The organism is Sporomusa sp. KB1 (assembly GCF_007830295.1).
GTDB lineage: Bacteria > Bacillota > Negativicutes > Sporomusales > Sporomusaceae > Sporomusa.
The window spans coordinates 131,573-157,895 of sequence record NZ_VLKC01000002.1; the positions used below are offsets into that span (position 1 = coordinate 131,573).

The 26,323-nt window shown below is 39.8% G+C and carries 24 protein-coding genes, 1 pseudogene and 1 riboswitch; of the genes and pseudogenes, 13 read left to right on the forward strand and 12 right to left on the reverse strand.

All coding sequences use genetic code 11. The features are described 5' to 3' along the window. Window positions 1-102: 102 nt before the first annotated feature. The 6 genes from SALPA_RS04425 to istA (SALPA_RS04450) all read right to left on the reverse strand — a co-directional run bounded on the left by SALPA_RS04425 (window position 103) and on the right by istA (SALPA_RS04450) (window position 6,155). Window positions 103-651 (reverse strand): hypothetical protein, encoded by a 549-nt coding sequence (locus SALPA_RS04425; protein ID WP_145090155.1) that lies wholly within the window; start codon window positions 649-651, stop codon window positions 103-105. Window positions 652-818: 167 nt separating this feature from the next. Next, the gene (locus SALPA_RS04430) at window positions 819-1,406 is read right to left on the reverse strand and encodes a hypothetical protein (protein ID WP_145090158.1); all 588 of its coding nucleotides are present in this window, start codon (window positions 1,404-1,406) and stop codon (window positions 819-821) included. Window positions 1,407-1,497: 91 nt separating this feature from the next. Beyond that, complete coding sequence (gene lpxA / locus SALPA_RS04435) at window positions 1,498-2,325, reverse strand: acyl-ACP--UDP-N-acetylglucosamine O-acyltransferase (RefSeq protein WP_145090161.1); 828 nt, start codon at window positions 2,323-2,325, stop codon at window positions 1,498-1,500. Window positions 2,326-2,438: 113 nt separating this feature from the next. Next, window positions 2,439-3,071 carry a hypothetical protein gene (locus SALPA_RS04440; protein WP_145090164.1) on the reverse strand — a complete coding sequence of 211 codons (633 nt, stop codon included), beginning with the start codon at window positions 3,069-3,071 and terminating at the stop codon, window positions 2,439-2,441. A 768-nt stretch (window positions 3,072-3,839) separates the two neighbouring features. Continuing rightward, window positions 3,840-4,598, reverse strand: a complete 759-nt coding sequence (gene istB, locus SALPA_RS04445; RefSeq protein WP_145090167.1) for an IS21-like element helper ATPase IstB — start codon at window positions 4,596-4,598, stop codon at window positions 3,840-3,842. A gap of 12 nt (window positions 4,599-4,610) precedes the next feature. Next, window positions 4,611-6,155, reverse strand: a complete 1,545-nt coding sequence (gene istA / locus SALPA_RS04450; RefSeq protein ID WP_145090170.1) for an IS21 family transposase — start codon at window positions 6,153-6,155, stop codon at window positions 4,611-4,613. Window positions 6,156-6,297: 142 nt separating this feature from the next. Between istA (SALPA_RS04450) and istA (SALPA_RS04455) the strand changes: the two genes are divergently transcribed. From istA (SALPA_RS04455) to SALPA_RS04470, 4 genes are all read left to right on the forward strand, one after another. Next, a complete protein-coding gene (gene istA, locus SALPA_RS04455) occupies window positions 6,298-7,779 on the forward strand; it encodes an IS21 family transposase (protein ID WP_145090173.1) in 1,482 nt (493 codons plus the stop codon). Next, complete coding sequence (istB, locus tag SALPA_RS04460) at window positions 7,779-8,522, forward strand: IS21-like element helper ATPase IstB (protein WP_145090176.1); 744 nt, start codon at window positions 7,779-7,781, stop codon at window positions 8,520-8,522. Before istA (SALPA_RS04455) ends, istB (SALPA_RS04460) begins: the two co-directional genes overlap by 1 nt. A 367-nt stretch (window positions 8,523-8,889) precedes the next feature. Then, entirely contained in the window at window positions 8,890-9,351 is a 462-nt protein-coding gene (locus SALPA_RS04465; protein ID WP_255450787.1) for a hypothetical protein, read from the forward strand. Between the two features lie 418 nt (window positions 9,352-9,769). Further along, window positions 9,770-10,327, forward strand: coding sequence for a hypothetical protein (locus SALPA_RS04470; RefSeq protein WP_145090178.1), 558 nt, complete (start codon window positions 9,770-9,772; stop codon window positions 10,325-10,327). Window positions 10,328-10,598: 271 nt separating this feature from the next. On the opposite strand, the gene SALPA_RS04475 is transcribed toward SALPA_RS04470, so the two are convergent. From SALPA_RS04475 to SALPA_RS04485, 3 genes are all read right to left on the reverse strand, one after another. Then, entirely contained in the window at window positions 10,599-11,825 is a 1,227-nt protein-coding gene (locus SALPA_RS04475) for an IS256 family transposase (protein WP_145090181.1), read from the reverse strand. 1,005 nt (window positions 11,826-12,830) lie between these two features. After that, window positions 12,831-13,538, reverse strand: coding sequence for an IS110 family transposase (locus tag SALPA_RS04480; protein WP_255451399.1), 708 nt, complete (start codon window positions 13,536-13,538; stop codon window positions 12,831-12,833). 50 nt (window positions 13,539-13,588) lie between these two features. Beyond that, window positions 13,589-15,217: a flagellinolysin gene (locus SALPA_RS04485; RefSeq protein WP_145090184.1), complete on the reverse strand. Its 1,629-nt coding sequence runs from the start codon at window positions 15,215-15,217 to the stop codon at window positions 13,589-13,591. Window positions 15,218-15,483: 266 nt separating this feature from the next. Here SALPA_RS04485 and SALPA_RS04490 point away from each other — a divergent pair, with 266 nt between their 5' ends. The 8 genes and pseudogenes from SALPA_RS04490 (at window position 15,484) to SALPA_RS04525 (ending at window position 20,688) form a co-directional block, all read left to right on the forward strand. Continuing rightward, window positions 15,484-15,900 carry a transposase family protein gene (locus tag SALPA_RS04490; protein ID WP_145090187.1) on the forward strand — a complete coding sequence of 139 codons (417 nt, stop codon included), beginning with the start codon at window positions 15,484-15,486 and terminating at the stop codon, window positions 15,898-15,900. Beyond that, entirely contained in the window at window positions 15,854-16,702 is an 849-nt protein-coding gene (locus tag SALPA_RS30155; protein ID WP_222427871.1) for a transposase, read from the forward strand. The genes SALPA_RS04490 and SALPA_RS30155 overlap by 47 nt, the downstream gene beginning before the upstream one ends. A gap of 11 nt (window positions 16,703-16,713) precedes the next feature. After that, the gene (locus SALPA_RS30160; RefSeq protein WP_222427872.1) at window positions 16,714-17,265 is read left to right on the forward strand and encodes a transposase; all 552 of its coding nucleotides are present in this window, start codon (window positions 16,714-16,716) and stop codon (window positions 17,263-17,265) included. Between the two features lie 132 nt (window positions 17,266-17,397). After that, window positions 17,398-17,556, forward strand: coding sequence for a hypothetical protein (locus tag SALPA_RS04500; RefSeq protein WP_222427873.1), 159 nt, complete (start codon window positions 17,398-17,400; stop codon window positions 17,554-17,556). Between the two features lie 364 nt (window positions 17,557-17,920). Further along, complete coding sequence (locus SALPA_RS04505) at window positions 17,921-18,697, forward strand: hypothetical protein (RefSeq protein WP_370516698.1); 777 nt, start codon at window positions 17,921-17,923, stop codon at window positions 18,695-18,697. Then, window positions 18,667-19,047, forward strand: a pseudogene (locus tag SALPA_RS31360) (ATP-binding protein). The gene SALPA_RS04505 and the pseudogene SALPA_RS31360 overlap by 31 nt, the downstream one beginning before the upstream one ends. A 712-nt stretch (window positions 19,048-19,759) precedes the next feature. Continuing rightward, window positions 19,760-20,176, forward strand: coding sequence for an EVE domain-containing protein (locus tag SALPA_RS04520; RefSeq protein WP_145090195.1), 417 nt, complete (start codon window positions 19,760-19,762; stop codon window positions 20,174-20,176). A gap of 191 nt (window positions 20,177-20,367) precedes the next feature. Further along, entirely contained in the window at window positions 20,368-20,688 is a 321-nt protein-coding gene (locus SALPA_RS04525) for a DUF4870 domain-containing protein (protein WP_255450792.1), read from the forward strand. 386 nt (window positions 20,689-21,074) lie between these two features. Here the strand turns inward: SALPA_RS04525 and SALPA_RS04530 are convergent, their stop codons facing one another. Next, entirely contained in the window at window positions 21,075-21,989 is a 915-nt protein-coding gene (locus SALPA_RS04530; RefSeq protein ID WP_186450905.1) for a DMT family transporter, read from the reverse strand. Window positions 21,990-22,093: 104 nt separating this feature from the next. On the opposite strand from SALPA_RS04530, the gene SALPA_RS04535 reads away from it, so the two are divergent. Then, window positions 22,094-23,575, forward strand: a complete 1,482-nt coding sequence (locus SALPA_RS04535; RefSeq protein WP_145090204.1) for a PLP-dependent aminotransferase family protein — start codon at window positions 22,094-22,096, stop codon at window positions 23,573-23,575. Between the two features lie 262 nt (window positions 23,576-23,837). On the opposite strand, the gene SALPA_RS04540 is transcribed toward SALPA_RS04535, so the two are convergent. Together SALPA_RS04540 and SALPA_RS04545 are read right to left on the reverse strand one after the other, a co-directional pair. After that, complete coding sequence (locus tag SALPA_RS04540; RefSeq protein ID WP_186450906.1) at window positions 23,838-24,890, reverse strand: HD-GYP domain-containing protein; 1,053 nt, start codon at window positions 24,888-24,890, stop codon at window positions 23,838-23,840. Window positions 24,891-25,369: 479 nt separating this feature from the next. Beyond that, window positions 25,370-25,456, reverse strand: a riboswitch (cyclic di-GMP riboswitch). Between the two features lie 205 nt (window positions 25,457-25,661). Beyond that, complete coding sequence (locus SALPA_RS04545) at window positions 25,662-26,276, reverse strand: glycerol-3-phosphate responsive antiterminator (protein WP_145090210.1); 615 nt, start codon at window positions 26,274-26,276, stop codon at window positions 25,662-25,664. Window positions 26,277-26,323: the final 47 nt, after the last annotated feature.

A 26,323-nucleotide genomic window follows, 5' to 3' on the forward strand; every position in this document is an offset into this window, starting at 1 on the left:
AAAATTTTGTTGAAAACTATGAATATATACATTATTTTTTATATTGTATTAACTTCATTTCGTTAATCGTCTTCCCTTAAATAAAAGGGGGGTTCATAAATATTACCACTCCTCATGAATGGTTGCCTTTTTTGCTTTTTCCCAGCGGCTTTTTAATTTTTCAATTGAATTTGACCTCATATAAAAGTGAACTACATCATCATCCCCTGCCATTGTAATTACTATTTCAGCTTTGGAATTAATCCAGACAATTCGCTTGCAGTATTGATTTTCTTCAATGTAATTTGGTCGTCCAAATTTTTTTCGAGTTGAATCAGCTAATTGAGCAAATTTATCACTTCCTTGAGTATTAGCGGTTATGGCTCTAAATTTTCCACGCCAAAAAATGTATGTAATATCGACGAAATCTACTCCGCCAATTTTATTATCATTATTTAATCGTTTATATGCGGATTCATCTTTTCCTAATATCTTAGATCCTAGAGATGGTGATACATCCTTCATTATTTCCTTTTCCTGAAAATCGTTGAGGGTTTGTCCCCAGATTAAACCTTTGAATCCATATGGTAATGACGTTTTAGCATCTGCGTTTGTAATTAAAGATAGCGTCAGTATAAAACAAAGAAGTAAGGAATGGCGAATACGTCTCACTAAATTATTCCTCCTTGTATGATTAAAATAGGCAAAAGGGGTTACCCCTTAGCTCAAATATCTTTGAAAATTTATCTTCATCGTTCAGAAATAGTTCTTAGCAAGAATTTGTATCCATTATTATACTTTTAAAGATCATTCTTCTACTTCTTGTGGAAAAAGAAATATTAAAACCAATAGACTATTCCACCATAAGGAACTTTTACAGTGATATCCTCTGCGGCTAAATCTTTATATCTCATATTGCTGTAGTCTAGTCTAAGTTCAGTATTCGGGGTGAGGTTGTATCCAATACCGACTGCATAGCCCTCAACACTATTACCGGAAGTCATTGCAGCATAGGCGTGAGTGTTTGGCGCAATAGAAACACGACCTTGAATTCCTGCAATGATGCTGGTATGTGAAGAATAGCCCACAAGTTCATTCTGGGAAGATCCTAGCAAGAATGAGATCCCGTTCCGTTCGTTTTTAAGTAAATTTATTTGTTTTGATTTAATGCGTTTATTTCCATCTATTGTTATTTTTGTTTCCAACTCATTATAAATATATTGTCCGGTAAAGCCTGATCCCAGATCTGCTGTAATACTATAACTAGCATTTAGTTGATCCGCTGTTCCTTCATTATCCATAACACCAAGATTCACGTTAAATGAGAAATTTTCTGGAGAATAATCATCAATTATTAGACTAGCTAGGCAAATAGCAGAAGGAAACATAAAGATCATAAAAAATAACATAAAGATCTTTCTGAGCATAGATCTCACCTTTCCGCAATTTATTATCTTTGGTATTTTATTCTAACGGCAGTTGAATTCCGAAATTTTAGACTGCCAAAAGCATCCTTTATCAGTTTACTTGTTTTAAACTGGTCTTTGATTTATGTGCTACTCTACAAATCTCTCTTCTATTATCACGCAAAAAATTCATAAAATATTCTAATTCTTCACATAAAATAAGTTGTTCTTCCATCACTTTTAAAGCACGAGAATAGCCCAGTCCTGATAGATATAAAATTTTGTAAGCATTTTTTAAAGTTCGCCGTTTATTTTCATTTATACCCACACGTTTCATACCGATACTATTAATACCAAAAGCTTTTGCAGGGTTACCATTAACCATAATAAAAGGAGGTACATCTTGAATTACTTTAGAAGCGCCACCCACCATAGCGTTTTTCCCAATTTTTATAAATCGATGAATTATTGTTAACCCACCGATAACTGCTCGATCCTCAACTTCCACATGAGCTGCAAGATTTACAGCATTCGACATAATTACATAATTTCCGATAATACAGTTAGGATCGATATGACTATATGCTGATAGTAGACAATGTGAACCAATCTGTGTTTTTGAGTCCGTACCAATTGAACCATTAATAGTAACAAATTCACGAATCTGTGTGTTGTTGCCTATAATAACAGAGCCTTTCTCCCCATGCTTATTTTTGTGCGGCTCCGAAGCAATCGAGACATGTGGGTGAATAATACAATTATTTCCTATTGTTGTCCAACCATTTATAGTTGCATATGCCCCAATTTTAGTACCCTCCCCGATAATAACGTTCTTACCGATGACAGCACCGTGTCCAATTTCAACATTTTTACCGCAAGTTACGCCAGTTAATAGTATCTCTGTTTCACGTTCTTTAGGAAAAGGGAATGTCTCTTCCATATAAAAATACACCTCATTTTATGATTTAAAAAGCTAATTTTGTGCTGATTTCTTTATCAGTCAGGCATTTTTCATGGTGCTGTAGTAAGATCAGTTAATCCACTAAAATATAACTACAACTCCTCTCTTTTGAATCGGCTTAATAAATCAGACCACGATTTCAATTTAACTTTTTGTGTTTCTGTTAGTAAACGGTATAATTTATCAATTGCATTTACTTGCTTTATTTTCGTTCTTCTTGCTTCCCAGGAAAGTTTTTCATCTGAAATAATAGACCAAACCTGTTTTTGAGATTCTATTAACGAATAAAGTACCACTGGTTGTTGTTTTTCTGTAAGATCTAAACTCAATAGATACATTGTAATTAGTTCCTTAGATTCCTCTTGCTTTCTTAATTGACTATCAAATATGCTTTGCTGTTCTACTGTTAAAAGCTGTGAAATTTTTTCATTTGCGTTTATTCGTCTATCATTTACGAGACTCTCATGTTTCAACATGTCAAGCATATTAATATTCGTATTTTTTATTTTTTCGTGATTTTTAAGTACACTTATAGCTGCCGTTTTAATTATTGCGTCGATTTGCTTTCTCTGTTCTGTAGTAACATCTAATTCTATCCACAGTTCTTCCGGATATAGTTTATCTGTATTTTCCTTTGCTAAACAAATTGTAGAATCTATACCCAATAAACCGCTTGAAAGAATCATACAAATCATACAAATCATTATCCTCGCCTTAGTTGACATGAAGATACCATCCCCTTTTTCCAACAAAATATTCCAAAAAAATCTTTTATTGGAATATCTTCCAATAACTTTCGACACAATAAATAATAATATATCATTATTTATTGTATCTTAAAAAATTAAGTTAATTTAATTATTCATGAGAATTGAAAACGAAAAGCTTTCTTATAACTTCACTAACCAACTTAATCTACATACATATAAAAAAAATCATGCACTTATTCTTTAAGAATAAGTGCATGATTTTTTTTATATGTATTAATTCCCCATGTAGGACCATGATATTTTCAACCTAATCTAAGGTTACCATCTGATTTTACAATAATTCATTATTGAGGTGAATAAGTTAATGCCAATTGAGCCACTGAGTTAATGTTTAAGAGCCACCCTGTTAATCTAATAGAGCCACTATGTTAATCTGAGAGCCACCCATGTTTTTCTCCAGTAAAATGGAGACAGTGCTACTGAAATGCAGAGCACAAATAAACATGGGGAGGACCCAGAATGATCAAGTATCGAGATATCCTAAGGCTAAGCAAAATGGGCTTAAGCCAGCGAAGCATTGCATCAAGTTGTCAGTGCTCCCGCAACACAGTTGCCGATGTACTAAGCCGCGCTGACTGATTATTCTCGTCAATTCAGACCAGCATTCCTATGCCATCCGGCCAACACTCCTAAAGTATCCGGACACCAATCTTGCGGTATCCGGCCATCGTTCTTGTCTATCCGGCCAAAGGCCGGCACCTCATGCTTGGAGTGTATCATAGATTACTCAGTTGTGCTATCACTACCTTCATTTTCTAGCTTGTGTGGTCTTAAACTTGGTCCTTTTAACTCAATTCTATGAGCATTGTTAACCAGTCTGTCCAGCACCGCATCAGCGATGGTGGCGTCTTCAAATACACCATGCCAATTAGCCACCGGCAATTGAGCGGATATGGCGATGGACTTTCTGCCATGACGATCATCAACTACTTCAAGAAGATCTCGGCAAGCACTAGGATCTAGAGAGGCCATGCCAAAGTCATCTAAGATGAGTAAATCCGGTTTTTTTAGATCATTAAGTAACCGATTGTATGAGCCGTCCCCCCGTCCAATTGCCAGATCTGTTAGCAGCCGATTTACCCTGTAAGATCGAACTTTTAGACTCTTTCTGCAGGCGGCATTGCCAAAGGCGCTAACAAGGTAAGTCTTTCCGGTGCCGATTGCCCCGGTGACGATAAGATTTCTGCCTTCTTTAATCCAACCACAGTCAGCAAGGTGGCCAATGACCGCTTTGTCTAAGCATCTTTTCACATCGAAGTTAAGGTTTTCAAGACTTGCAGCTTGCTCTCTTAGATTTGCTTCCCGTAGGAATCGCTGTAATCGGTTATTAGCTTTAGCTAGCCATTCAGCGTCTACCATCATAGCAAGACGCTCATCGAAGGATAAGGCTGCATTTGCAGGCAACTCTATCTGCCGTCGGTATTCTTGTTCCATAGCTCGTAGCTTCATACTGCTTAATTTATCTAGGGTTTGGTTAATCATCTCATCCACCTCCTAAACGTAAGCTTCAGAGCCGCGCAGATTTTCATGTCTAGGCGTGGGCTTGCTCGTTGCAGAGGCAACTACCTTATCCTGACCATTCTTTAGTATGGTAGCTATGGTGGAGTAGGTGCAAGATTTCATAGTAATGGCTTTCGAACAGGCGGCTTCCAAACGTTCATTGCCATATTTCTTAGAGCATTGCAATACTCCCATGCAAGAGCGATAAGCCTGTTCTTCGGTAATTTGTGAAGACAGCAGATAGTCAATAACAGCATAAGTTTGTTGACCGATGTTCCTGGCCCACATACGATATTTTTTGCCATCAAAGTGGTTAACATTATGTTGATGCCGGTGATGGGGTGGCATATGACTAAGATTGGTTACATATCTGGATCCTGTCTGCCGTCGTTGATGCAGTGCTACACGCTCTCTATTATCATTTAGAACCTCTATGGTTGTTGCTGTGGCTCTAATGGTAACCATCTGTTTGTATAAGCTATGGGGCACCGAATAATAAAAGCCTTCGTATTCAACATGGTAATTTGCTGGTGTCCTACGCACAATGTACTCTGCGTATTCAAACTGAGTGTATGGTAAGGGCCGTAAAGCTGGTTTGTCCAATGCCTCAAAAACACTATGTCGGCTGCCCTTACGTTTTTGAAAAGGTCGTTTGGTCAATTCTTGCACACGGGATTGTATTTCGGCATTTAATGCCTCAAAACTAAAGAATCGTTTACCACGCAGCCATTCTAAAAGCCATGTCTCCAGCCAACCGACACTGCTTTCTACCGGTGCTTTATCTTGAGGCTCGCGGATTCTTGCCGGTAATATAGCCACTTCATAGTGTCTAGCGAATTCCCAGTATGATCGATTGATGGCTGGATCATAGTAACTAGGTTTTGTTGTAGCAGTCTTGCAATTGTCCGGTACAATGACTCGCGGCACACCACCTAAAAACTTAAGTGCATTCACATGAGCCAAAAGCCATTTATATAATCTTTCATTAGGGAAGGCTTCCACATATGGGTAGGAACTGTCTCCTAGAGTTGCCACAAAGAAATGAGCTGTAAGAATTTCTCCGGTGGAGATATCTACCACACAATCAAGGGTATCGCCCATCCAGTCTACAAATAACTCTTTACCTGGTTCACGATTCTGTACCATGATAACGTTTTTACCCGTCTCATCTTTCCAGTCAAGGTAACGCCGACAAAAGCGGCTATAGCTTAACCCGTTAGCATTGTCTGCTTTATATTCTTCCCAGAGGTATTGTAAATTGAGACGCTTATTTATTTGCAATCGTTCATGAATACTGGACCAATCTGGATCCTCTTTAATGGAATGCCCAAAACTGTCGGGATAAAGCAACATCTTAATCTCATCGTTTGTCATCAAGGTCGCAGCATCATATTGAAGCTTATAGTTTCGGCAGCGTTTTTGTATTTCGCCAACAGTAGATTTTCCGCATTTGACACTTTGAGCTATTTCTCTTTGAGAAAAACCCTGCTCTGTTAATCTTAAGATTTCCAGGATTTTCACTGGTTCTTCGCACCTCATTTTTTTCCTCCCGTACACCTATAGTGACTATATTGTACAGGAGTTCATTTTTGAGGTACCGGTTTAGTGGCCGGATACTGCAAGAACAGTGGCCGAATGTGATAAGAACCTTGGCCAGATGTTATAGGATTACTGCCCGAATGTGGCAGGATTAGTGGCCGGATGCTGCAAGAATACTCACGCTGACCAGAAGGGCGTGCTATGGCCGCTTCCTGATGATGTTGGCGACCCAGATCTTCAGCTAATGCTATTCCCGGAAAGGCTTCAGACATCGCTGCGCAGGATTCCAGACTGTGAGCATATCCACAGAGAGATGGCAAAAAGCGGCGTTACACTGAGTTTACTATGGAGTGAATATTGTGAGGTTTGCCGTCTTAGTAACGAAATTCCACTAAAGCACACGCAATACTGTAATTACTACCGAAAATTCGCAGCAACAACTAAAGCGACGATGCACATCAGCCGAAAGCCTGGCGAACAGTTAGAAGTGGATTGGGCTGGGCAGACAGCAGCCATCGTCGACAGGGATACGGGCGAACTCTTCCCTGTATATGTATTTGTCGCAGCGTTATCTAGTAGCCAGTACGCCTATGTAGAAGGTTTTCTCTCGCAGAATCAGGAAAGCTGGATCACTGCCCATGTCAACGCCTTCACCTTCTTCGAAGGAGTTACTAGAATCCTTGTGCCAGATAACCTAAAGACTGGCGTAGAAAAGCCTTCCTGGTATTCTCCGGTGATCAACAAAACCTATCACGAAATGGCTGAGCATTACGGTACTGCAGTTATTCCTGCGCGCGTTCGAAAGCCCAAAGATAAGCCAAGCGTAGAAGGCATTGTTGGAATCATATCCACCTGGATTATCGCCGCTTTGCGTAATCAGACCTACTTCAGCCTAGCNGAACTCAATAATGCGATTATGCAAAAGCTACGTGAATTCAATAGTAAGCCCTTCCAAAAGAAACCCGGCAGCAGGCTGAGTACATTTCTTAACGAAGAACGCCACGCACTACAGCCCCTGCCAGCTTCTGCGTACGAATTGGCAACCTGGAAAATTGCAACCGTACAGTTTAATTATCACATATCTGTCGACACCATGCACTACAGTGTTCCTTATGAATATATTAAACACAAAGTGGATGTCCGTATTACTAAGGGTGTAATTGAAGTCTTCTTCAATAATCATCGGATCTGTTCTCACCCCAGACTCTATGGCCGTCTTGGTCAATATGCCACCGCTGAGGATCATATGCCAGACAAACACAAGCAGTTCGTCCAGTGGAATGCAGAACGGTTTGTCTTATGGGCGCAGAATGTCGGACCAAGCACGACCACGGTGATCAAAGCGATGTTGTCTTTCCATCGAATAGAGCAACAAGGGTATAAGGCATGCATGGCACTCCTCAAGTTGGCTGACAAATATTCGTTGGTACGCTTGGAAGCAGCTTGCGCCCGCGCCTTGAGCTATACGCCGAACCCAAGCTACAAAAACATCAGTACCATTCTCGTATCCGGCCAAGATACCGTGGCCGTAGAAACGAAGATTTCAGATGCCAAGCAAAATGGTGACTCGCAGAATACTCACAGCTTCACGCGAGGCGCGGGGTATTACGGGAGGAATTCATAATGCTTAACGAGACAACGATCAACAAACTCAACGATATGCGCCTGCGTTCGATGGCCGACTCGTTACGCGAGCAAATGAAGCAGCCCTCCTATTCCACACTATCCTTTGAGGAACGATTTGGTCTCATCGTCGATACAGAGTGGGCGCGTCGTAAGAATAGGCAGCTGGACAGGCTTGTTAAGAAAGCCGCCTTAAAATTNCCCCGCGCCTGTATTGAAGATATCGAATACCACGAAGACCGGCATCTTGATCAGACGCAGATGCTCCGCCTGTCTACCTGTAACTATATACACGATAGGCATAATGTCATTATCATGGGCGCATCCGGTGCTGGTAAGACGTACCTAGGCTGTGCTCTTGGAATTTCCGCCTGTCGTAATTTCTTTACCGTTAAGTACATCCGCCTGCCGGAGTTGCTGACGGATTTGGCAATTGCAAGAGGGGATGGGACCTACAAAAAGGTCGTGGCCCAATACAAAAAAGTCAGCCTGTTGATCTTTGACGAATGGCTCCTAGTTCCTCTGACGATGACCGAGTCACGAGATCTGCTGGAAATTATTGAGGCTAGGCATCAAAATGCATCAACTATCTTCATCTCTCAATTCGCCCCCGCAGGCTGGCACACTAAACTCAGTGAGAGCACTATTGCAGATGCAATCCTTGACCGCATCGTCCATGACTCCTATGAAATACTCATCGACGGCGATGATTCGATGCGCAAGAGAAAAGGTATTCAAAAGTAGCTCCCGATACCGAAATTCTGAGAGCCATCGTTCATTTTGCTATGGTGGCTCTCCCTTTAACACGGTGGCTCTATTTTGTTAACATCGCGGCTCTCAAAGATTAACTTCCCGGCTCCGACGCGCTGAAATATTCATTGAGGCAGCCCCTTTTCAGACATACACTCAGCACCGTGTGAATGATATTCTAGAAGTGAGCCAAAGTGGCTCAGTATGGATCTATATGGAACTGTCAAACGTGACCTGCCTAAGTACCCCTTCGGTATTTAGCAGAGAGCCCTAATAGTAGCCTAACGGCCTTCTGTAATGGAATGCACATGGTGAAGGGGGGCAATATTCCAAGTTCTTATTTTGAAAGGAGTTGCTTTGAATGGAGAAATCGAAACTCATGCAGAAATTGGAAGGTTATCGTCGTCGAAACGCCGCCAATCATGAGTATGTCAACAGTGATCTCTATCGGCTATTTTACGATAAGGATTTGTACATCATTGCCTACAACTCCGTTAAGTCTAATGATGGTGCGGAGACATCCGGCTCCGATGGCACTTCTCTGCACGGCTTTTGCCAAGAATGGATTGCTGAACTGATCGCTGCCATGCGCGCTGAGTCCTATCAGCCTCAGCCAAACAAAACCATGATGATACCAAAGAGTAACGGGAAAATGCGCAAGCTAAGTTTTCTCAACGGTATTGCCCCTAAATCTTATGCAGAGAATCTAAAGCAGCAAATCAAGGATTTTCTCCAAAACAAACTCTGGATCCGGTTAAGCGATGAGAAAACCAAAATTACACATTCCGCTGATCATGATGTAGCTTTTCTTGGTACCAGTTAATACTGGCATTATACACCTTGGGAACGTGGCAAAACAAGAAAGCAATCTTCAACGCCCATGGATAAAACTGATAAGCAAGGCATGGTTATTGGAGATTAGCAGCTACAGTCAATGGTTTCGAGAGACCAGAATATTACATTTTGATTTAAAGTTTATTACAACAAATATAATGTAGTCTTTTATCAATAATAAAATTATCTAAAAAGAGAAATGGAGGAATAGCTATGTATCATATCACCATCCTAAAAAAGACGTAACAAGGACAGCTACTCAATCTAGCGATATAAACACAAGTTATAATAACAGGTATCTTTCGGGTGGGCGACTTTTAATTTGTATAGTTAGACTATAATTATTAAAGTAATGAATTTAAAAATTATAAAATTATATTTTTTTTGAAAACCAAGGAGGATTTAGCATGAAAAAATTAATATTTCTAACCTTGATATTCGTTTTTGTAATGTCGTCAATCGGAATGTGTGCAGTACCAGATCCAAACACAGGGATGGGAGATATCCAGTTTGGATACAATTATTATAATCTAAAGAAAACGACCAGTGGAATTGATCAGGGGAACACTGGATTTAATGAAATATATGGAAGTATTGGCATTGGATTTGGATACGGGGTTTATATAAACCATCTCCAGGCAGATGGAACATCCTATACCGATTTTGGTCTTAATACTACGCCATTGCTACCAAATATATCGTTGATGGTTGGCCAACGGCAAATGAAATCGGATAACGCGGACAGTGCCAACAAGCTGTTTTGTGGTGCATCGATTAAACAAGATCTTGCTGTCGGAGTTGCTGCATATGCGACTTATCAGAAAGGCACGCAATTTAAGGATGAAGTCATCGGTTTTACATATGACATGGAAAATATCCAAATGAATCTGAGCTGGAAAAATTATGATGATAATAACGGTACGACTTTCAAGGGGATAGGTGGAGGTGTTAATTTTCAATTCTAAATCTAAAATAGCGATGTATTAAAACACCGGACTTTGGTGCAAAAATACAACCATTGATATATAATTACAGACTTTATAGAAGTAAAGAAACTTTGGGTCTGCGGATAATTTTGTGTAATTTGAAATTCCTCATGGCAAGAAATAGTGGCTTTGTAAAAACATATTTGTTCATTGTCCCTTGATAAATCAGTTCCCTGGGCGAGACGGAAGTATGCACGCGTTAGCGTGAATGCTTCTGTCTCGGCTGGGGAATCGTACTTTAAAGGGGCAATTATCCTACGTATCGATCCTCAAAAAGTAAGGCCAAATGGTTCAAAACCATATCCCAATCCCGGTAACGCTGAGTCCATTTTTTTACAATATTATTCGATGCTAAGTATAACATTTTGCGTAAAGCATCATCATTAGGAAATACGGCTTTGGTCTTGGTTACTTTCCGAAATTGCCGATGCAATCCTTCTATAATATTTGTTGTATATATTATTTTCCTAATACTGGGGGGATATGCATAAAAGGTAGATAAAATATCCCAGTTGTCTTCCCAGCTTTTTATGGTAGCCGGATATTTTTGTCCCCACTTTTCTTTAAAGATCATTAGCTTTTCCAGTGCTGCTTCTTCTGTCACGGATGTGTAGACTTCTTTTAAATCAGCCGTAAAGGCTTTTGCATGTTTGTAGTTTACATACCGCATACTCGCACGAATTTGGTGAATAATACAGCGCTGTATCCCGGCTTTAGGATAGGCGGCACCAATGGCTTCCCTAAAGCCACTTAGCCCATCAACACAGAATAGATAAACATCTTGTATGCCGCGGCTTTTCAGCTCATTTAAGACACTAAGCCAGAATTTGCTGCTTTCGTTTTCACCAATCCATATACCTAAAATTTCTTTATAACCGTCCAGGTTTACGCCCAATACAACATAAGCTGCCTTAGTAATGATCTGATGGTTTTCGCGAATTTTGTAGTGTATCGCATCCAAGAATATGAAAGGATATACTGCTTCCAAGGGCCGGTTTTGCCATTCAGTAAGTTGAGGCATGATTTTTTCACTGATTTTACTTACCAGCTCTGGCGAAATTTCTACATCGTACAGGCTTTTTATTTGGTCTGATACATCTCGAATGCTAAGTCCTGCAGCATAGAGCGATAATATTTTTTCTTCCATGCCATCAGCATTGCGGCTGTATTTGCCGATAATTTGAGGCTCATACCCGCCGTTTCGATCACGGGGAATTGCAATCTCTACTTCACCAAGTTGCGTTTTTACTTTCTTTTTTGAGTAGCCGTTTCGATAATTTTTCGACACAGCTGGATTGACATTTTCCGACCGTCGTTCCTGTTTTTCGTAGCCTAATTCTGTTTCTAATTCTGCTTCCATTATTTCTTGGAGCACGTCTCGGAACATCTCTTTAATTGCATTCATAACTTCCGTGGTATTGTTGAACTTTTCATCTTTGATCAAATCTCTAATGACTTCCTTGGGTATTGTTTTCATAAAAACATCTTCCTTTCCGACTCAAATAGGTTTATTCCTATTCTTGCCAGTAAGGAAGATGTTTCAAACTTATTTACACAAAATTTTCTGTGCCCTCGAAACTTTATTAGCACATAATCTAGTTAATGCGTTTGCTAGTACTTGAAGATTGAACCATATTGAGCTACGCAGACAGCTTATATGAGTGGTTTCTTTTGATTTCGTACATTAGCGTTGAAATACCACCTAAAGCACTCTGATGCCGAATAATCAAACCTTTTTTTATAAGCTCAAAACAGCATGTTTATAAACATACTCAGGCTGTTGAGAAAGTCCAAAAGCAGTAATACAGAAAATGGGTTTAGGGGGCCTATGTAGAATATCTATATAGGCCCTTTTCATATGGGAGTGAGGATAATGTATCCGAAAAAAATGCGCAACAATTGCAATAGGATTTTGTTTGTATTGATGAGTTGATACCGCAAGATCACTTTCTGCGCAAAAGCCCTTAAAACCAGGTCCCAATTTCGGTAACACTGAGTCCATTTGTTAATGATATTATCCGAAACTAGATATAGTATATTGCGTAGCGCATCTTCATTAGCCCGTTAGGGAATACCGCTAACTTCAGTAATATTGCTAAATTTTTGCTTTCGAATTAGTTCATTAATTACTTTACTATGAAAACATCTCCTATGTGCCAGAAAAAAGGGCGCACAAATACAAGCCTTATAGTCTAGGGCCTAAAAATTTATGGTATGTGGCCGTAGCTGTGGTGGGGAGTTCCCAACCCAAAGCCGCTAATTTCTTCAAATATGATTGTATTTTCTTCTCTCGGCTAAATCGATTGTAATACTCGGAACCTAACTCTCGATAAGGAACGTCTATTTTTAGTATGTGGTAGATCGCTATCAGTATGGAATGGGCGACAGCTACGGCGGCTCTACTGCTTCCTCTTCGTGCTGCAATCCGTTGATATTGGGCTGAAAAGAAGCTTCCCTTCACTTTTTGCGCAGCCTTAGCACATTAAATTAAGATGGCTTTTAATGTTTTGTTTCCATGAGTGGTTTTTCCACTCTTTCGTTTTCCTGCCTCATGGTTACCTGGAGCCACACCGGCCCAAGAGCTAATATGGCCATCTGTGGGAAACCGATTCATAGTAAGCCCGATTTCCGCTAAGATGGTTTCTGCACTGATTCTCCCAACACCCGGAAGTTCATCTATGGCTGTGATGGCAGCTTCATATTTGTCTAGGTAGTCTTTTATGAGTTTGTCCATATCTTCGATACGCTTTGTCATATCATCAATATGATCCAGGACATTGCGCAGCAATCTGCGTTGCAAAGGAGAGATAACGCCGTCAACAGAAGCCATGATTTCATTGAGTTTACCGTACATGCTGGGATGAAGTAGCCTTAGAATTTCGTCTTCATCCAGCTTTTTGTCTTGGACAATGCTTTCCAAAAGTCGCCGGGAACTCTTGCCGTTGATAGCACTTACTACGCTAGATAGTTTCACATTGGCTCCCTCTAGCATTTTCTGCAATCGGTTCAGCTCACGACTTCTCTCTTCAATCAGGCTCTTGCGGTAGAGAGAGAGTTCCCGTTGTTCACGGTCTGGAATATAACTTGCTTTTAGTAACCCATGTCGGAGAAGATCCGCAATCCATTCTGCATCTTTGACGTCGGTCTTACGCCCAGGCAAAGATTTCATGTGCTGGGCGTTGACTACCATGGCATCCAAGCCGGACAAGCTCTCCTTACTGACCTGAATAATCTTGAACGCTAAGGTGTTGCTATTAAATCTAATACGCTTATGGGATCTTGTCTGCTGTGTAACGCAAGAAGCTGAGTGCTTTTAGTAATGTTGTTTTTGATTGTTGCGGATATATTTGTGGCTAGTGTACCGAGTAGAGTATTAATATAAATTTGTCCTTTTGAAATATATGACATGGCGTTGTCTAAAGAAATGATTGCTTTATCAGGTGCATTTACTAAATCCACATTATTTAAGTTCAAGACTTTGCTGTCGATTTTAAACCTGGTATAATTCAATGTACCATTTTCCGTGGTCGTTAGTGGAATCGATGTTTTGATTTGGTTATCTTGAGTTGGCCAAATTACATTAAAATGTTTTAGAGGTTTTTCATTTGGATAATAAATATCTGGAACCACAGATTTTGCTGTTCGTATGGGTCCACCGTCTACACTTGATCCACCAATCCCTCCAGTATCCCCGCCTAGTAGTGTTTTGGTAAGTTCGCAAGACTGTTCAAGTTTATGGATAAAGGAGGCTCCATTACCATTAGCAACAAAGTCATTAACGAAGGCTCGGGTATCAGCGTAATTTGAGACATGACTCAAGGCTTGATCGAGATCTTCTGTTGGGTTGTTTTTTAAATCGTTCAATAAATCTTTTATTCCGCCACTATGTCCATCGGCTTGAATCTGTTCATGCAAGTAACGTACAGCCATTGCTGAGCTCGAATATTGAATGCTGTTTCCAACCCAGGTATTATTGGTTCCATCACCTAATGCGTTTTGAATTACCTTTGCTCCTTCTATGCCTCCACCATTACGTGCTAGGTCAGTAGCAACCCTTTCATTGGCTCCATGAATGAATTCAGCAGTTCCTTCTTTGAACCAGTTAGGTAAACTGGAAAAATTCATAGTGCGCCCCATAATCGCATGTACCATTTCATGAGATATAACGCGATCATCATAGTATGGATGTTCTCCACCATCTGGTAAGTTAGCTGGAAGGGCGGTGTCGACAGCAATATGCAGAATTTGATTGGTTGCTTTTCCATCAGTTCCGTAGTGATATTCTATAGCAGCTAAATACTGCTGTGGTGTTTCATCTAATACTATCTTTAAATTTGCTCCATCTGCACTTAATCCATAGCGATCTAATACTAATTTTTCAGCTTCTTCTAACCAATCGCTTTTTAAACACTGTATGATTTTTTTGTCATTTACACTTAATTCGTTAGAATCTACAAAAAGATTGGTATTTTTATACTCTGTAGAATGACTAATATTGTCAATCTTTTCCGAAATTCTAGTTAATTCGTTTTGGAGAAATTGTTTGGTGTCAGTACTTTCAGTTTGCGTTGCCTGTATGACTAATGCTTTACCGTACTGTAGTAATGACTGAATTTCATTTAAGGAATCGTTAGCTGTTTTTAATAGTGACATATCATCAGTTTGATAACTTGTAGGCAAAGTTAGCTTCTTTTTTTGTTGAATTGCACGTTCTGATAGATTTATAGTAATAGCATTGTCATCAAGGGAAGCGATCTTGTTTGAAATACTTTCTAAAGGCTCAGTAGTTGCTGTTTGTGTTTTTATCTTGTTAATCTCATTATCTTGTGAATTTGTAAAACTCGTGTCCAATCTTGAAAGCCAACTCATAATTTGTCACTCCTTCAAAAATATTATTCATCATTAAATCATATAAATATATTATTTAATGTACCTTAAATTTTCAGTAATTTTAAATCATTAGCTTATGCTATTTATCCAAAATATTGAATTAACTGCCATAAACTTACTAAATAAAATAATCAGGCACCATTTGTGAACGGTATAATAAAAGGGGTTCTTTCCGCAGTTAGTTGAAACGACATCTTTTCTTGTGATAAAATAAGGCTAGATTGTACGTACGGAAAGAGGCTTTTATGGATGAATTTATCAAGCTTTTAGATAACGAGTTAAAATATCTGACTCATCAAATAATTGACGATACTGTATATATTCATATTGCATCTACTAGAGAAGAAGTTAAATGTCCTTTTTGTGGACATATGTCGTCCCAAACTCACAGTACATATGAAAGAAGCTTTCAGGATTTGCCTATACAGGAAAAAAAAGTAAAAATTATTATTAATAACCGAAAGATGTTTTGCAATAATACAAATTGCGATCACACAACCTTTGCTGAAAGGTTCAATTGGTTAGCTCATAAATCCAAGAAAACTCAGCGTCTTGAGGATGAAATAGTACGTCTATCACTTAATTGCAGTTCCATTGCAGCTGCACGATTTCTAAGTGAAAATACGGTTGCTGTCGGTAAAAGTACTGTCTGCAATCTCTAAAAAAAAAGGAAGATCTACGGTAAATAAGAACGAAATTACCTGCGTATGTATTGATGATTTTGCATTAAAAAAAAGACAAAAATATGCAACGGTGATGGTGGATATTAAGACTCATAAGATTATCGACATGTTGGAATCTAGAGAACAGACTGAAGTTGTAAAATGGCTGAAATCGTATCCTAATATTAAGGTTGTTTCTAGAGATGGTTCCATTACATATCATAATTCCATTACTGAGGCACATGCAGAAGCAATACAGGTAAGTGACCGTTTCCATTTATATAAGAATCTTACTGATTATGCTATTGAATATTTGAAGAAGCATTTGAAGACGATTGTTGAAGTAGTTGTAGACATTACTGATATAGTTAGTCCTATAGCATCACAAATAACTAAAGATAACGAAAATAGAAAACTGACATTAAAAGAAAAATATCAAAAAATTCTTATACTGCAGACGCAAAATAAAAATCAGACTGAAATATGTCGTGATATCAATATAGATATCAGGAGCTACAAAAAACTTATGGCTGCTTCTGATGAAGAAAGAAGAAAAATGTTCACAACCGTAATGGACACTCGACATAGCGATAAAGTTTCCAAGAAAATGAAAATAGTAAATGAAGTGCGTGAACTAAAAAACATGGGGCTAAGTAAACGGTTAATTTCGAAAAAGACTGGGCTTTCCAGAGCCACAATCGCAAAGTATTTAGATGAAGATTTTAATCCTGTACACGCAGCTTATGGAGTAAAGAAAGCCGGAAACTACAAGCATTTCACCAAGATATTGAAACGCTTTTAAATATGGGAATTATGGGTAGTAAAATAGAAGGAAAAATTAGAGATAAAGGTTACACTGGATCATCGTCTACGGTCAGGCACTATGTATCTGCATGGAAAAAAAGATTTAAAAACAATACAGGTGAACCTGAAGAAGGTAAGAAAATTTTCCATATAAAAAGAAAAGATATCTTTAAAACTTTATTTAAGCCATTGCCAGATGTGAAAAACATTGACCAAGATAAATTCCAGTATTTTTGCAAACAGTACCCTTTTTTTACGACAATTTTGGATTTGATTAAATCTTTTAGAAGCATTTTTGAACAAAAAACACCTGAATTATTATCAGAGTGGATGACTAACGTAAGAAATACAAAAATACAGGAGCTTATCAGTTTTACAAATGGGATTGAGCGTGATTATGAAGCCGTAAAAAATGCTGTATGTTTACCATATAGCAATGGGCTAGCTGAAGGTAGTGTAAATAAAATAAAAGTTATAAAAAGAGTTATGTATGGCCGGTGTAGTTTTGAGACTTTAAGAAATAAAACTATCCGGCTTGAAAAAATGCGCAAAATCAACTAACTTAGGAAAGAACCATAAAAGGGATGAATTTTGGCCAATAAAAACGGATGATATTTCCCATATTCCTGGCACCCAATCATCATGTGAATAGATGATTGACAGAAGGGGAGTTGAGATATTGACGAGTGGAAAGTGTATAGCGAAATTCACCAACTGAAGCAGTTAGGTCTTAAGAAGTCCCAAGTTTCCCGGCAGCTCGGAATCAATATCAAAACTGTCAGCAAATACTGGGGGATGGAAGCTGATGCCTTCGCAGAATTAGGCAAAGCAGTGCCCGCTACTAAAAGCTAGATAAGTATGAAACCGTTATCGTTAGTTGGTTAAAAGACGATCCTGACCTTAGCGCGGCCCAGATCCAGGACTGGCTAAAAGAACACTATAGACTTGATTCTATCGGCGAGCGTACTGTTCGAAGGTATGTTAGTCTACTCAGGAAAAAGCATCATATTGAGAAAATAGTTTCTCAAAGGCAATATCAAGCTGTTATAGCCCCCCTGTGGGTAAGCAGATGCAGGTGGACTTTGGGTAAAAATTAGTTAACATAACCACCGGTGATTCAATAATTCTTTACGGAATGGAAGCAGTCCTGTCTCATTCCCGGTACAAATATTGCGAATGGTCAGATAAGCCCCTTACGACCAATGCCTTTGTCCACATGCTCACAAACTGTTTTGAATACCTTGGCGGAGTTCCGGAAGAATTAGTTTTCGATCAAGACAAAATACTGGCTGTCAGAGAAAACTACGACGATATCATCTATACACATGAGTTTGAGAAGTTTAAACAGGCCATAGGCTTTAAAGTTTATCTTTGTCGACCTTATGATCCTGAAAGCAAAGGCCTGGTTAAAGCGTGCATCAAATATGTAAAGTACAACTTTGCTGCCAACCGTGTATATGACAGCTTATGTGGGTGGAATGCAGCATGCAAAGATTGGCTTGTCCGAACCGCCAACCGCAAGCAGCATGGGATAACAAAAAAGGTACCGTCAGAGGTGTTCTCCGATGAAAAAGCACACCTCAGACCGATACCCCATACAATTAAACAACCTGCTGCTATTATAACCAGGCAGGTTCGAAAAGACAATACTGTTCTATTCGAAGGTAACAGGTATTCTGTGCCAGTTGGCACCTTTAAACCCGGTATTGAGGTCGAAATAAAAAATCAAGGCAATAGCCGTAGCATTTGGGATATCGAAGGTGAAACACTAATAGCCACCCATGTTCTAAGCAAAGACAAGGGCAAACTCATTCAGAATACTAATCACCGCCGCGATCATTCCCAAAGGATTGACGAGTTGTATCAAAAGGTCCTTGGAATCCTTGGTAACACGGAAGCAGCAGCCACATTACTAGATGCCATCCGAAAAGTCATTTGGCCATTTGCCTTGGTATTCAAGCGGTGGAACTTGGTTATCATATTGCTTTTATAACTATGGACGAACTAATCCGTGTATTAAAAACAGAAACTATTTCAGTTAAGAGTAAACGACGGCTCCAATACATCCAGAAAGCGGATTTAGTCATTATCGATGAAATTGTTTTTTTGCCGATATCCCGCCAAGAATCGAACCTTTTCTTTCAGTTAGTTTCGCATCTATAGCAAAATACATCAGTTATCGTGACATCTAACAAGGGATTTGAAGAATGGGTAGAGCTATTTGGCGATCCAGTCATTACTACCGCCATTTTGGATAGATTGGTCCATAACAGCGAGGTGTTTAACATGACCGGGGATAGTTACCGGCTCAAACATCAGAATACTTTACTTAAAAGCGAATAGCCCTTATTCCCTGACTAGTACTCGTCATACTGGGCTAGTTCTGTCAAGGGCGCGCGACTTAAGGAGCGCGGGCAAAGCCTTCACCCTTGACGGGTTTAGTCCGGCATGACACAATCACCGAAGGAATAAGGGTTTATTTATCTAATTCCAATTGCGTGCCAAAACTCGTCCAAAATTATTGGCCGTTTTTTATCCAAAGTACTTGACCGCGCACACCATTCCTATAGGAAAGTGCCTGATCTTACAAATTTCACACCCTTGCGAAAGTGAAACAATGATATATGAACAAAAGCCGGGAAATTTCGCGGTAAATTATCTTTTCACAAAATACAGATCTTTATACAGTGGGGGTAGTGCCATGCAGTTGAAACAAAACATATACCTCTCTCACTCTGCGTCACAATTTCTGAAAAGTCAATGAAGGAGCCAGCTTTTATTTTAGCTTAAGAAAAAAACGCTAAAGTAACAAGCAGGAAAATATCCTCAGCTTTTAAGTGAATTTTACTTCTTGAACTTTTTGGTCTACCAAGAGCAAATACTATATAACGAGTGAATTCATTTCAGCAAGGCTGAAACATCGGGAATTCAGGTGGAGAGTCTACGCCACCTGAACCGACGCCGCCTGTAAAGGCGGGAGTCTTGACTCATGTACTAAGATAAATTTTTCATGTAATATATATTTAATTACAAATTAGTAGGAGAGTGATGCAAAATGGCCAACTGGCTTGCCAAAACCGAACCGGAAAGTTTTAGCTACGCTGATCTGCAACACTTGGGGCGTGATCGCTGGAATGGTGTAAAAAATTTTACCGCATTAAAACATATAAAAAACATGAGACCAGGTGACCAGATCTTTATTTATCACACTGGCAAGGAAAAGGCAATTGTCGGTGTAGCAGAAATAGTCTCTCCCCCCTACCCCGATCCTGATGAAACCGATAAACGCTTTCTTGTCGTAGATGTTGAGCCTCGCTACTCCTTAGACCGGCCTGTAACTTTAAAAGAAATTAAAGCTGCGACCACTTTCCAGAAATGGGATCTTGTGCGCCAGTCACGTCTCTCAGTTATGCCTGTAACACAAGAACACTGGGAATTGATACATTCCATGGCTAAGAACTATTCTCTGTAGTATTTACTACAAAGCAATCTGAACTGAAAGGTCAACATATGCATAAAGAGCTACCAAAAAATAAACTGTACGGAGAGCAACTAACTGTTATATTATATAGTTAATCCATTTAGGATTGAACTAAAATCAACGTAATCCAAGCCTGTAAAAAGGAGGTATCTGGCATAAATATTACTGGAGAACAAAAACTGTTGGCCATCTTGGCGCACTTGGCTTATCTATTAGGAGGACTAGGATTTATCATTGCCCCGTTGGTTATATTTTTAATCAAAAAAGATGACTCCTTCGTGTATGAACATGCTAAGCAGGCCTTAGTAGCTCATTTAGCAATTTTGGCTGCTTCGATAATTATCGGCATGTTATGTTTCCTGCTGATTGGGCTGCTGTTGCTTCCGGTCATGGCCATCCTTTGGCTGCTGCTAATCATAACCTCCATAATAGCCGCGGTAAGAGCTGCCGACGGCGAACTTTATGAATACCCGTTTATTCAAAGACTTGTAGCTAAAGTATAAGAAATCACGGATGTTTTTGCACTTCAACGATATGTTAATATAAAACCCGGCACAGGCGGCCGGTACCCCTCGTAACTCCCGTAACCCCCCGGCCTTTGCCGGAAAAAGCGTTCCGCAGGAGAAAAGCCGGGCGGTATTCCGTTAAAAAATCCGTACTGTTTGAGCGTAGCGAGTTTACGGATTTTAGGAATATCGTCCGGCTTTTCAGCTTTTGGAGGCGTGGGGCCTAGACCTTTTGTTACTTTTGGGGCAATGCCAAAAGTAAAACCCCGCTCCTTGTATTCCTTTGACTCAACAATAGGATTCATGGATTTGGGTGTTGGATAGCTGATGTGCTCAAATCCAAAAGGACGCAGGTTCTCTCCCGAACCTGCCCAGGCATTTAATCACCTCAAGGTTGCCTCTACAATTTTCCAATGTTTTTTTAACCAGATCTCCAACAGCACTGCCCTGCTAACCAAAAATACACCACTAAGCACCAGACCTAATCCCACAAATGAATAGCCTGATAAATACTCTGAAAGAAAGTAATAGCCGACAAATTGTGCAATTACCGGTGAAATATATGTCCAGGTTGAGGGAAGCAGCGGGCCTGCACGCCGTACCAGCCAGTAGTAAGAGCCATGTCCGGCAAGGGAACCAAATATAACCAGATATGCCCAGGAAAAAAATACTTGATAATTAATAACCACCGCTGCCGGTTCGGCAATCATTGACAACAGCACCAACATAATTCCGCCAATTACCATCTGCCAGCCATTCAGTACAAAAGGATTCAAACCGTCATCTAATATTTTTTTTGATGTCATTGTACCAAAAACACAACCAACTTCAGCGGCAAGTATTAACACTACCGCTAAAACAGCTTCCGTAGAGACGTCTACCCCTAATGCAGGAAGTACCGCAACAACCACCCCGATAAACGATATAAGTAAGCCGCAACCTTTAATCCAGGCACTCTTCCTAACACCCTGAAACCACTCTGTGATGCCGATCATAATTGGCGTAGTGGCAGCCAACAACGCTGCAATACTAGATGAGATATACCGCTCACCCCAGTATAAGCAACCAAACATAATAGCAGTCATAAAGATGCCAACAAGCATAACATCTTGGCGTTTTCCTGCTTGCACACCAATTTCACCATGTAAGAGTTTAACCGCAACCAATACGGTAACTCCCGCGATGAAAAATCGCGTCCCAGCAAATAGGAAGGGTGGCACTCCGGCATCTATACCAACCTTTATAGCTAAAAAAGTCGTACCAAAAATCAAACACATAAAGCCATATATTATGTACATGACATCTCCCTCTTTTCTGTTATATAACATTGGTGTATATTAGACTAATAAAACCATCATTTTACTATAACAGTCAAATGAGTACTATAACAGTTGGAGGCCATATGAAAATTTCTGTTAATCGCCAAAGTAATGTTTCGATTCGCGAACAAATCTACCTGGAAATTGCCCAACGTATCCGTTCGGGCCTGATTGAGTCTAATTTTAAATTACCCTCAGTGCGGGAACTAGCCAACGAAGTGAACATTAGTTTAGTAACTGCACACCATGTTTACAAAATGCTTGATAATAATGGCCTGACGGAAACCATTCGCGGCAAAGGCACCTTCGTACGCAGTGTAAAAAATACTACTCCAAATAGCAATCCTGCAGCCACTTTTGATTGGCAGCTTTCTATCCCAGACTATCTACCGCGGGCTAGCTTTTGGAGTCAAAGTTCAGTACGGTTACCCCCAAATATATTAGACCTAGCCTCAGCCTGCGTCCACCCTTCCCTGCTGCCCATTCCTTTAATCCAGGCATCAATCCGCCAGACACTCGAAAATTCCCCTCATGCGCTGGGGCAATACGCAAATTTTCAAGGCGATACCGACTTTTTGCTTGCAGTGGTAGAATATTTAAAAATATTGTCTATTCAGCTTACGCCTCACCAATTGCTGGTTACCAATGGTACCCAACAAGGTATTGATCTCTTTACTCGCACCTTCCTGGGACCAGGTGATACAATTGCGGTTGAAACCCCTTGTTTTTCCGGAGCCATTGATGCCTTTCGTTTATCTCATGTCAACCTGCAGCCCATTCCAGTTGATACAAACGGCATACGGGTTGATATCCTGGAAGACTTAGCGCCCTACATTCGTCTTAAAGCTATTTATACGGTTCCCACCGGCCAGAACCCGACCGGTGCAATAATGTCCCTGTCCCGCCGCCAAGACCTGCTGAGTTTCGCCCGTGAGCATAATGTTCTTATCTTGGAAGATGAACCACATCGCGAGTTAGAAATGTCTCGCATAAAACACTCCATCTTACCGCTGCCGTTAAAGATGTTAGATACAGATGGCCGAGTCATATATCTTAAAGGGTTTAGCAAATTTCTCTTTCCCGGCCTGCGACTTGGTTTACTTGCCGCAGATGGCAGCATCTATAACCGCCTGCTTGCAGCCAAATCGATCGCAGATCTCGGTTCACCCCTTTGGCTGCAAAAATCGCTGATACCGCTTTTTCAGAGCACGCAACTGTTACGCTCAATTAGTAAAATGAGCACTTTACTTGATACGCGTCGCAAAAGCGTCATTCAGACTTTGGACTGCCTCCTTGATCCTAGCATTATTCGCCCTAAACAATCTGCCGGCCTCCACTTATGGCTTTCGCTGCCAATAGGGATTAATACCGATTGTCTAATTCCTGAAGCCCACCGCCGCGGTGTACATTTTCTCCCAGGTTCAATTTTCTATCCCGGAGAACCTGAAACCAATCATCTGCGAATTTGTTGGACCAACCTTGCAGATGTAGATTTACCAAAAGCATTGGAAATACTTTGCAGGCTGCTCAACGATGCAGTAAACACCAAAACAAATAGTAACTAAAAGAAGTCTGACCAACGCTCAGAGCGGGATCAGACTTGAGTGGTTTTCATAGGATGTCCATCTTAATTATCAGTTATGGTCTACCCGGCAGTTCATGCAAAAAATACTATTCCCTGTACTATTTCCTCAAGTTTTTTTTGCGTTCTTGTCGATAGATAACCATATAACCGACTATTGTTGCGCCGGTAAATAACACCAAGATCCCAATTGTTAAATAGTACAGCATTTTTAACACTTCCATTCAAGGCATTAATAATATTTATCAGCCAACCCCTGTAATGCATAATTCTTCTTTTTGCAGATCCAAAAGTTTACCATTTCGTGTACAGACAACTGGCTTGGTAAAACATCTGTCTCTGGCATAAAAGGAAATAATTTTTGCTTTTTGTCCATTGCTTAAGATCACACTGCTCCCTATAAGATAATCCCGCATATTATCCATGAAAGTCAAACAGGAAACAGGTTCCAGCTTTGCAAACAAATCATCTGCCAATATGTCAAGCGCCTCAAACGGCGTCATTTTACGACGGTATACCCGATCAGATATTATCGCATCGTAGACATCAGCAATGGAAATAATTTTTGCCTCAGCACAAATTTCATCGCCGCTAAGTCCAAGGGGATATCCGCTGCCATCCAGCCGTTCATGATGCTGCCAAATTCCGAGTTTAATACTCTCGGGAATCCGAGCATCTTTAAGCACTTGATAGCCGTCCTGAGGATGCTTCTTAATGGCGGCAAATTCTGCATCAGATAAACGGCCTGGTTTATTTAGTATGGACAAAGGAACAACCAGTTTACCAATATCATGGAGCAGGCCGGTTAAAATTAGTTTTTTCAACTCAGTACCTTTGTAGTTGCACCACTTACCCAAAATTCCGGCAATTATAGCAACATGTAAGGAGTGGTTGAAGGTATTCTCACTATGACACCGTATATCATGCAAATGCTCCAAAACTCCAATTGTTTCTGCTAAAAGGATAATCTTTTGATCGACGAGTTCCTGCATTTCGGCAATTGGAACCTCGCCAAATTTTTTAATATGTCTAAATGCATGAACAATTTTATCAATCGTTTCATTATAGCCCTTTGTAAACTCCGTCTTGGTCATATGAACAGCAATTGCCTTCTCTTGCATTTTCTCAGTGTTATCATCAATATTAATAGCTGGCAACCCCCAATTTCTTAGGCTGTCTATTTGCGATTGATTGAGAACAGCTCCCTTGGTCAATAGTTTTATAAACCCATCCCCAGCTATCACATCCCCACCGATGCACATACCAGGAACTAAATCTTTTGTAAAAATTAAATTCATGCGCAGGCCTCCTAATAGAACATAAATATTAACAGTCAGCATAGCTACTTATTTAAGATCAGAGTTAGCTGGTCTTTGTTGCTAACAAACGCTATTTTTTCCTCCAAGTTCGTATTTCGACATAGTCTGCTGAATTTTGGAATATACTTTTTGGGGGATAAGTCTTAGAATAAAAATATGACAATATCAGACAAAATACAGCCAATCCTAATAAAATGATATATAGATTCTCTATTACTATATTCATGCAGTCCTCCTAGTAATTAGTTGTCACAAGAAACCTGTGACGGTAAGATGCTGTGCGCAAAATATGAATAGCCTTTGCTAACTTTGTTTCTATTAATCAAAATCTTCTATGGCAATTTGGCAAGTTAGTATCCAACATTTCAAAATTAGTTGATTAAACAATACTCATTTTGAGAAAATAAATGGCACCAATCTATAAACAGACTGATGCCAACATGTACAATTCTTTACGAATCGGCAACCTGGCAGTCATAGACCAATCTGTCCTTAGACCCATAGCTTTGCGTCCTCATCTTTCGATAAGTTTGCCTAGAAAATTTTGTATTATTATGTATATTAAAGGAATTTCCGTTGTAATTTTACACCAAGATAAACGAATAGTCAATGTATTATTAGGACTAAACTCTTTATTTCTAGGATATTAGTCCCATTATCGTCCTATTTTGATTTACATAAGACATATTTTTCAATCCTCAGTACCCCAATATTTGACATAAAAGCACAAACCACGTAATTGCTAGGTTTCTATATTGTCGAAAAGGGTTTTGCTGTCAAATTTGCAACCGAAAAATTCCATAAACTTGCAGTGCTTGTATCGGCACCTACTGCGCCTGCCTTGAGTATTTGTTTAATGTCCTGAGTGCTTTTGATTAAACCGGCGGCAATTATTGGTTGCTGAAAATGCTTTCTGATTTGTTCGTATACCTTCAACACCGCTACTCCTGGCATAATTTCTATAAAGTCTGGCTTAGACTGACGCAAAGCATTAATTCCACTGATTACCGATGGCGTATCATGAGCAAAAATGCGTTGCGCTGTCACAAGACCTTCTTTATGACCTGTCGCCACTAATTGGCCGTTAGGAGTAACAATGCCGTCTACATCGGCTTTCTCTTTTAGATATTTGATGGCAACCTTATCTCTTGCCATGCCGCCAATCATATCAACATGAACCAATACTATTTTCTTATGTTTACGTAATTGCTGACTTATTTCAACAATATTGAAAATATCGCCTGACGAAATCATTACTATTCGGACATTACTATTGATTACAGTAGGAATCATCTCCGGTTTTTGCAGTGAGGCAACAATCGGACATACTTGTAGTGCAGCCAAAACTTTATCTTGAGGAAGCATATCATCTCTTCCCTTCTCAATTTTCAATACTTACTATGTCTTAATTC

Excerpts from the sequence above, each read along its gene's own strand:
- SALPA_RS04430 (WP_145090158.1), bottom strand. The coding sequence starts at position 1,406 with ATGCTCAGAAAGATCTTTATGTTATTTTTTATGATCTTTATGTTTCCT.
- lpxA (WP_145090161.1), bottom strand. The coding sequence starts at position 2,325 with ATGGAAGAGACATTCCCTTTTCCTAAAGAACGTGAAACAGAGATACTA.
- SALPA_RS04440 (WP_145090164.1), bottom strand. The coding sequence starts at position 3,071 with ATGTCAACTAAGGCGAGGATAATGATTTGTATGATTTGTATGATTCTT.
- istB (WP_145090167.1), bottom strand. The coding sequence starts at position 4,598 with ATGATTAACCAAACCCTAGATAAATTAAGCAGTATGAAGCTACGAGCT.
- istA (WP_145090170.1), bottom strand. The coding sequence starts at position 6,155 with ATGAGGTGCGAAGAACCAGTGAAAATCCTGGAAATCTTAAGATTAACA.
- SALPA_RS04465 (WP_255450787.1), top strand. The coding sequence starts at position 8,890 with ATGGAGAAATCGAAACTCATGCAGAAATTGGAAGGTTATCGTCGTCGA.
- SALPA_RS04470 (WP_145090178.1), top strand. The coding sequence starts at position 9,770 with ATGAAAAAATTAATATTTCTAACCTTGATATTCGTTTTTGTAATGTCG.
- SALPA_RS04475 (WP_145090181.1), bottom strand. The coding sequence starts at position 11,825 with ATGAAAACAATACCCAAGGAAGTCATTAGAGATTTGATCAAAGATGAA.
- SALPA_RS04480 (WP_255451399.1), bottom strand. The coding sequence starts at position 13,538 with ATGGTAGTCAACGCCCAGCACATGAAATCTTTGCCTGGGCGTAAGACC.
- SALPA_RS04485 (WP_145090184.1), bottom strand. The coding sequence starts at position 15,217 with ATGAGTTGGCTTTCAAGATTGGACACGAGTTTTACAAATTCACAAGAT.
- SALPA_RS04490 (WP_145090187.1), top strand. The coding sequence starts at position 15,484 with ATGGATGAATTTATCAAGCTTTTAGATAACGAGTTAAAATATCTGACT.
- SALPA_RS30160 (WP_222427872.1), top strand. The coding sequence starts at position 16,714 with ATGGGTAGTAAAATAGAAGGAAAAATTAGAGATAAAGGTTACACTGGA.
- SALPA_RS04505 (WP_370516698.1), top strand. The coding sequence starts at position 17,921 with ATGCTCACAAACTGTTTTGAATACCTTGGCGGAGTTCCGGAAGAATTA.
- SALPA_RS04520 (WP_145090195.1), top strand. The coding sequence starts at position 19,760 with ATGGCCAACTGGCTTGCCAAAACCGAACCGGAAAGTTTTAGCTACGCT.
- SALPA_RS04530 (WP_186450905.1), bottom strand. The coding sequence starts at position 21,989 with ATGTACATAATATATGGCTTTATGTGTTTGATTTTTGGTACGACTTTT.
- SALPA_RS04535 (WP_145090204.1), top strand. The coding sequence starts at position 22,094 with ATGAAAATTTCTGTTAATCGCCAAAGTAATGTTTCGATTCGCGAACAA.
- SALPA_RS04540 (WP_186450906.1), bottom strand. The coding sequence starts at position 24,890 with ATGAATTTAATTTTTACAAAAGATTTAGTTCCTGGTATGTGCATCGGT.
- SALPA_RS04545 (WP_145090210.1), bottom strand. The coding sequence starts at position 26,276 with ATGCTTCCTCAAGATAAAGTTTTGGCTGCACTACAAGTATGTCCGATT.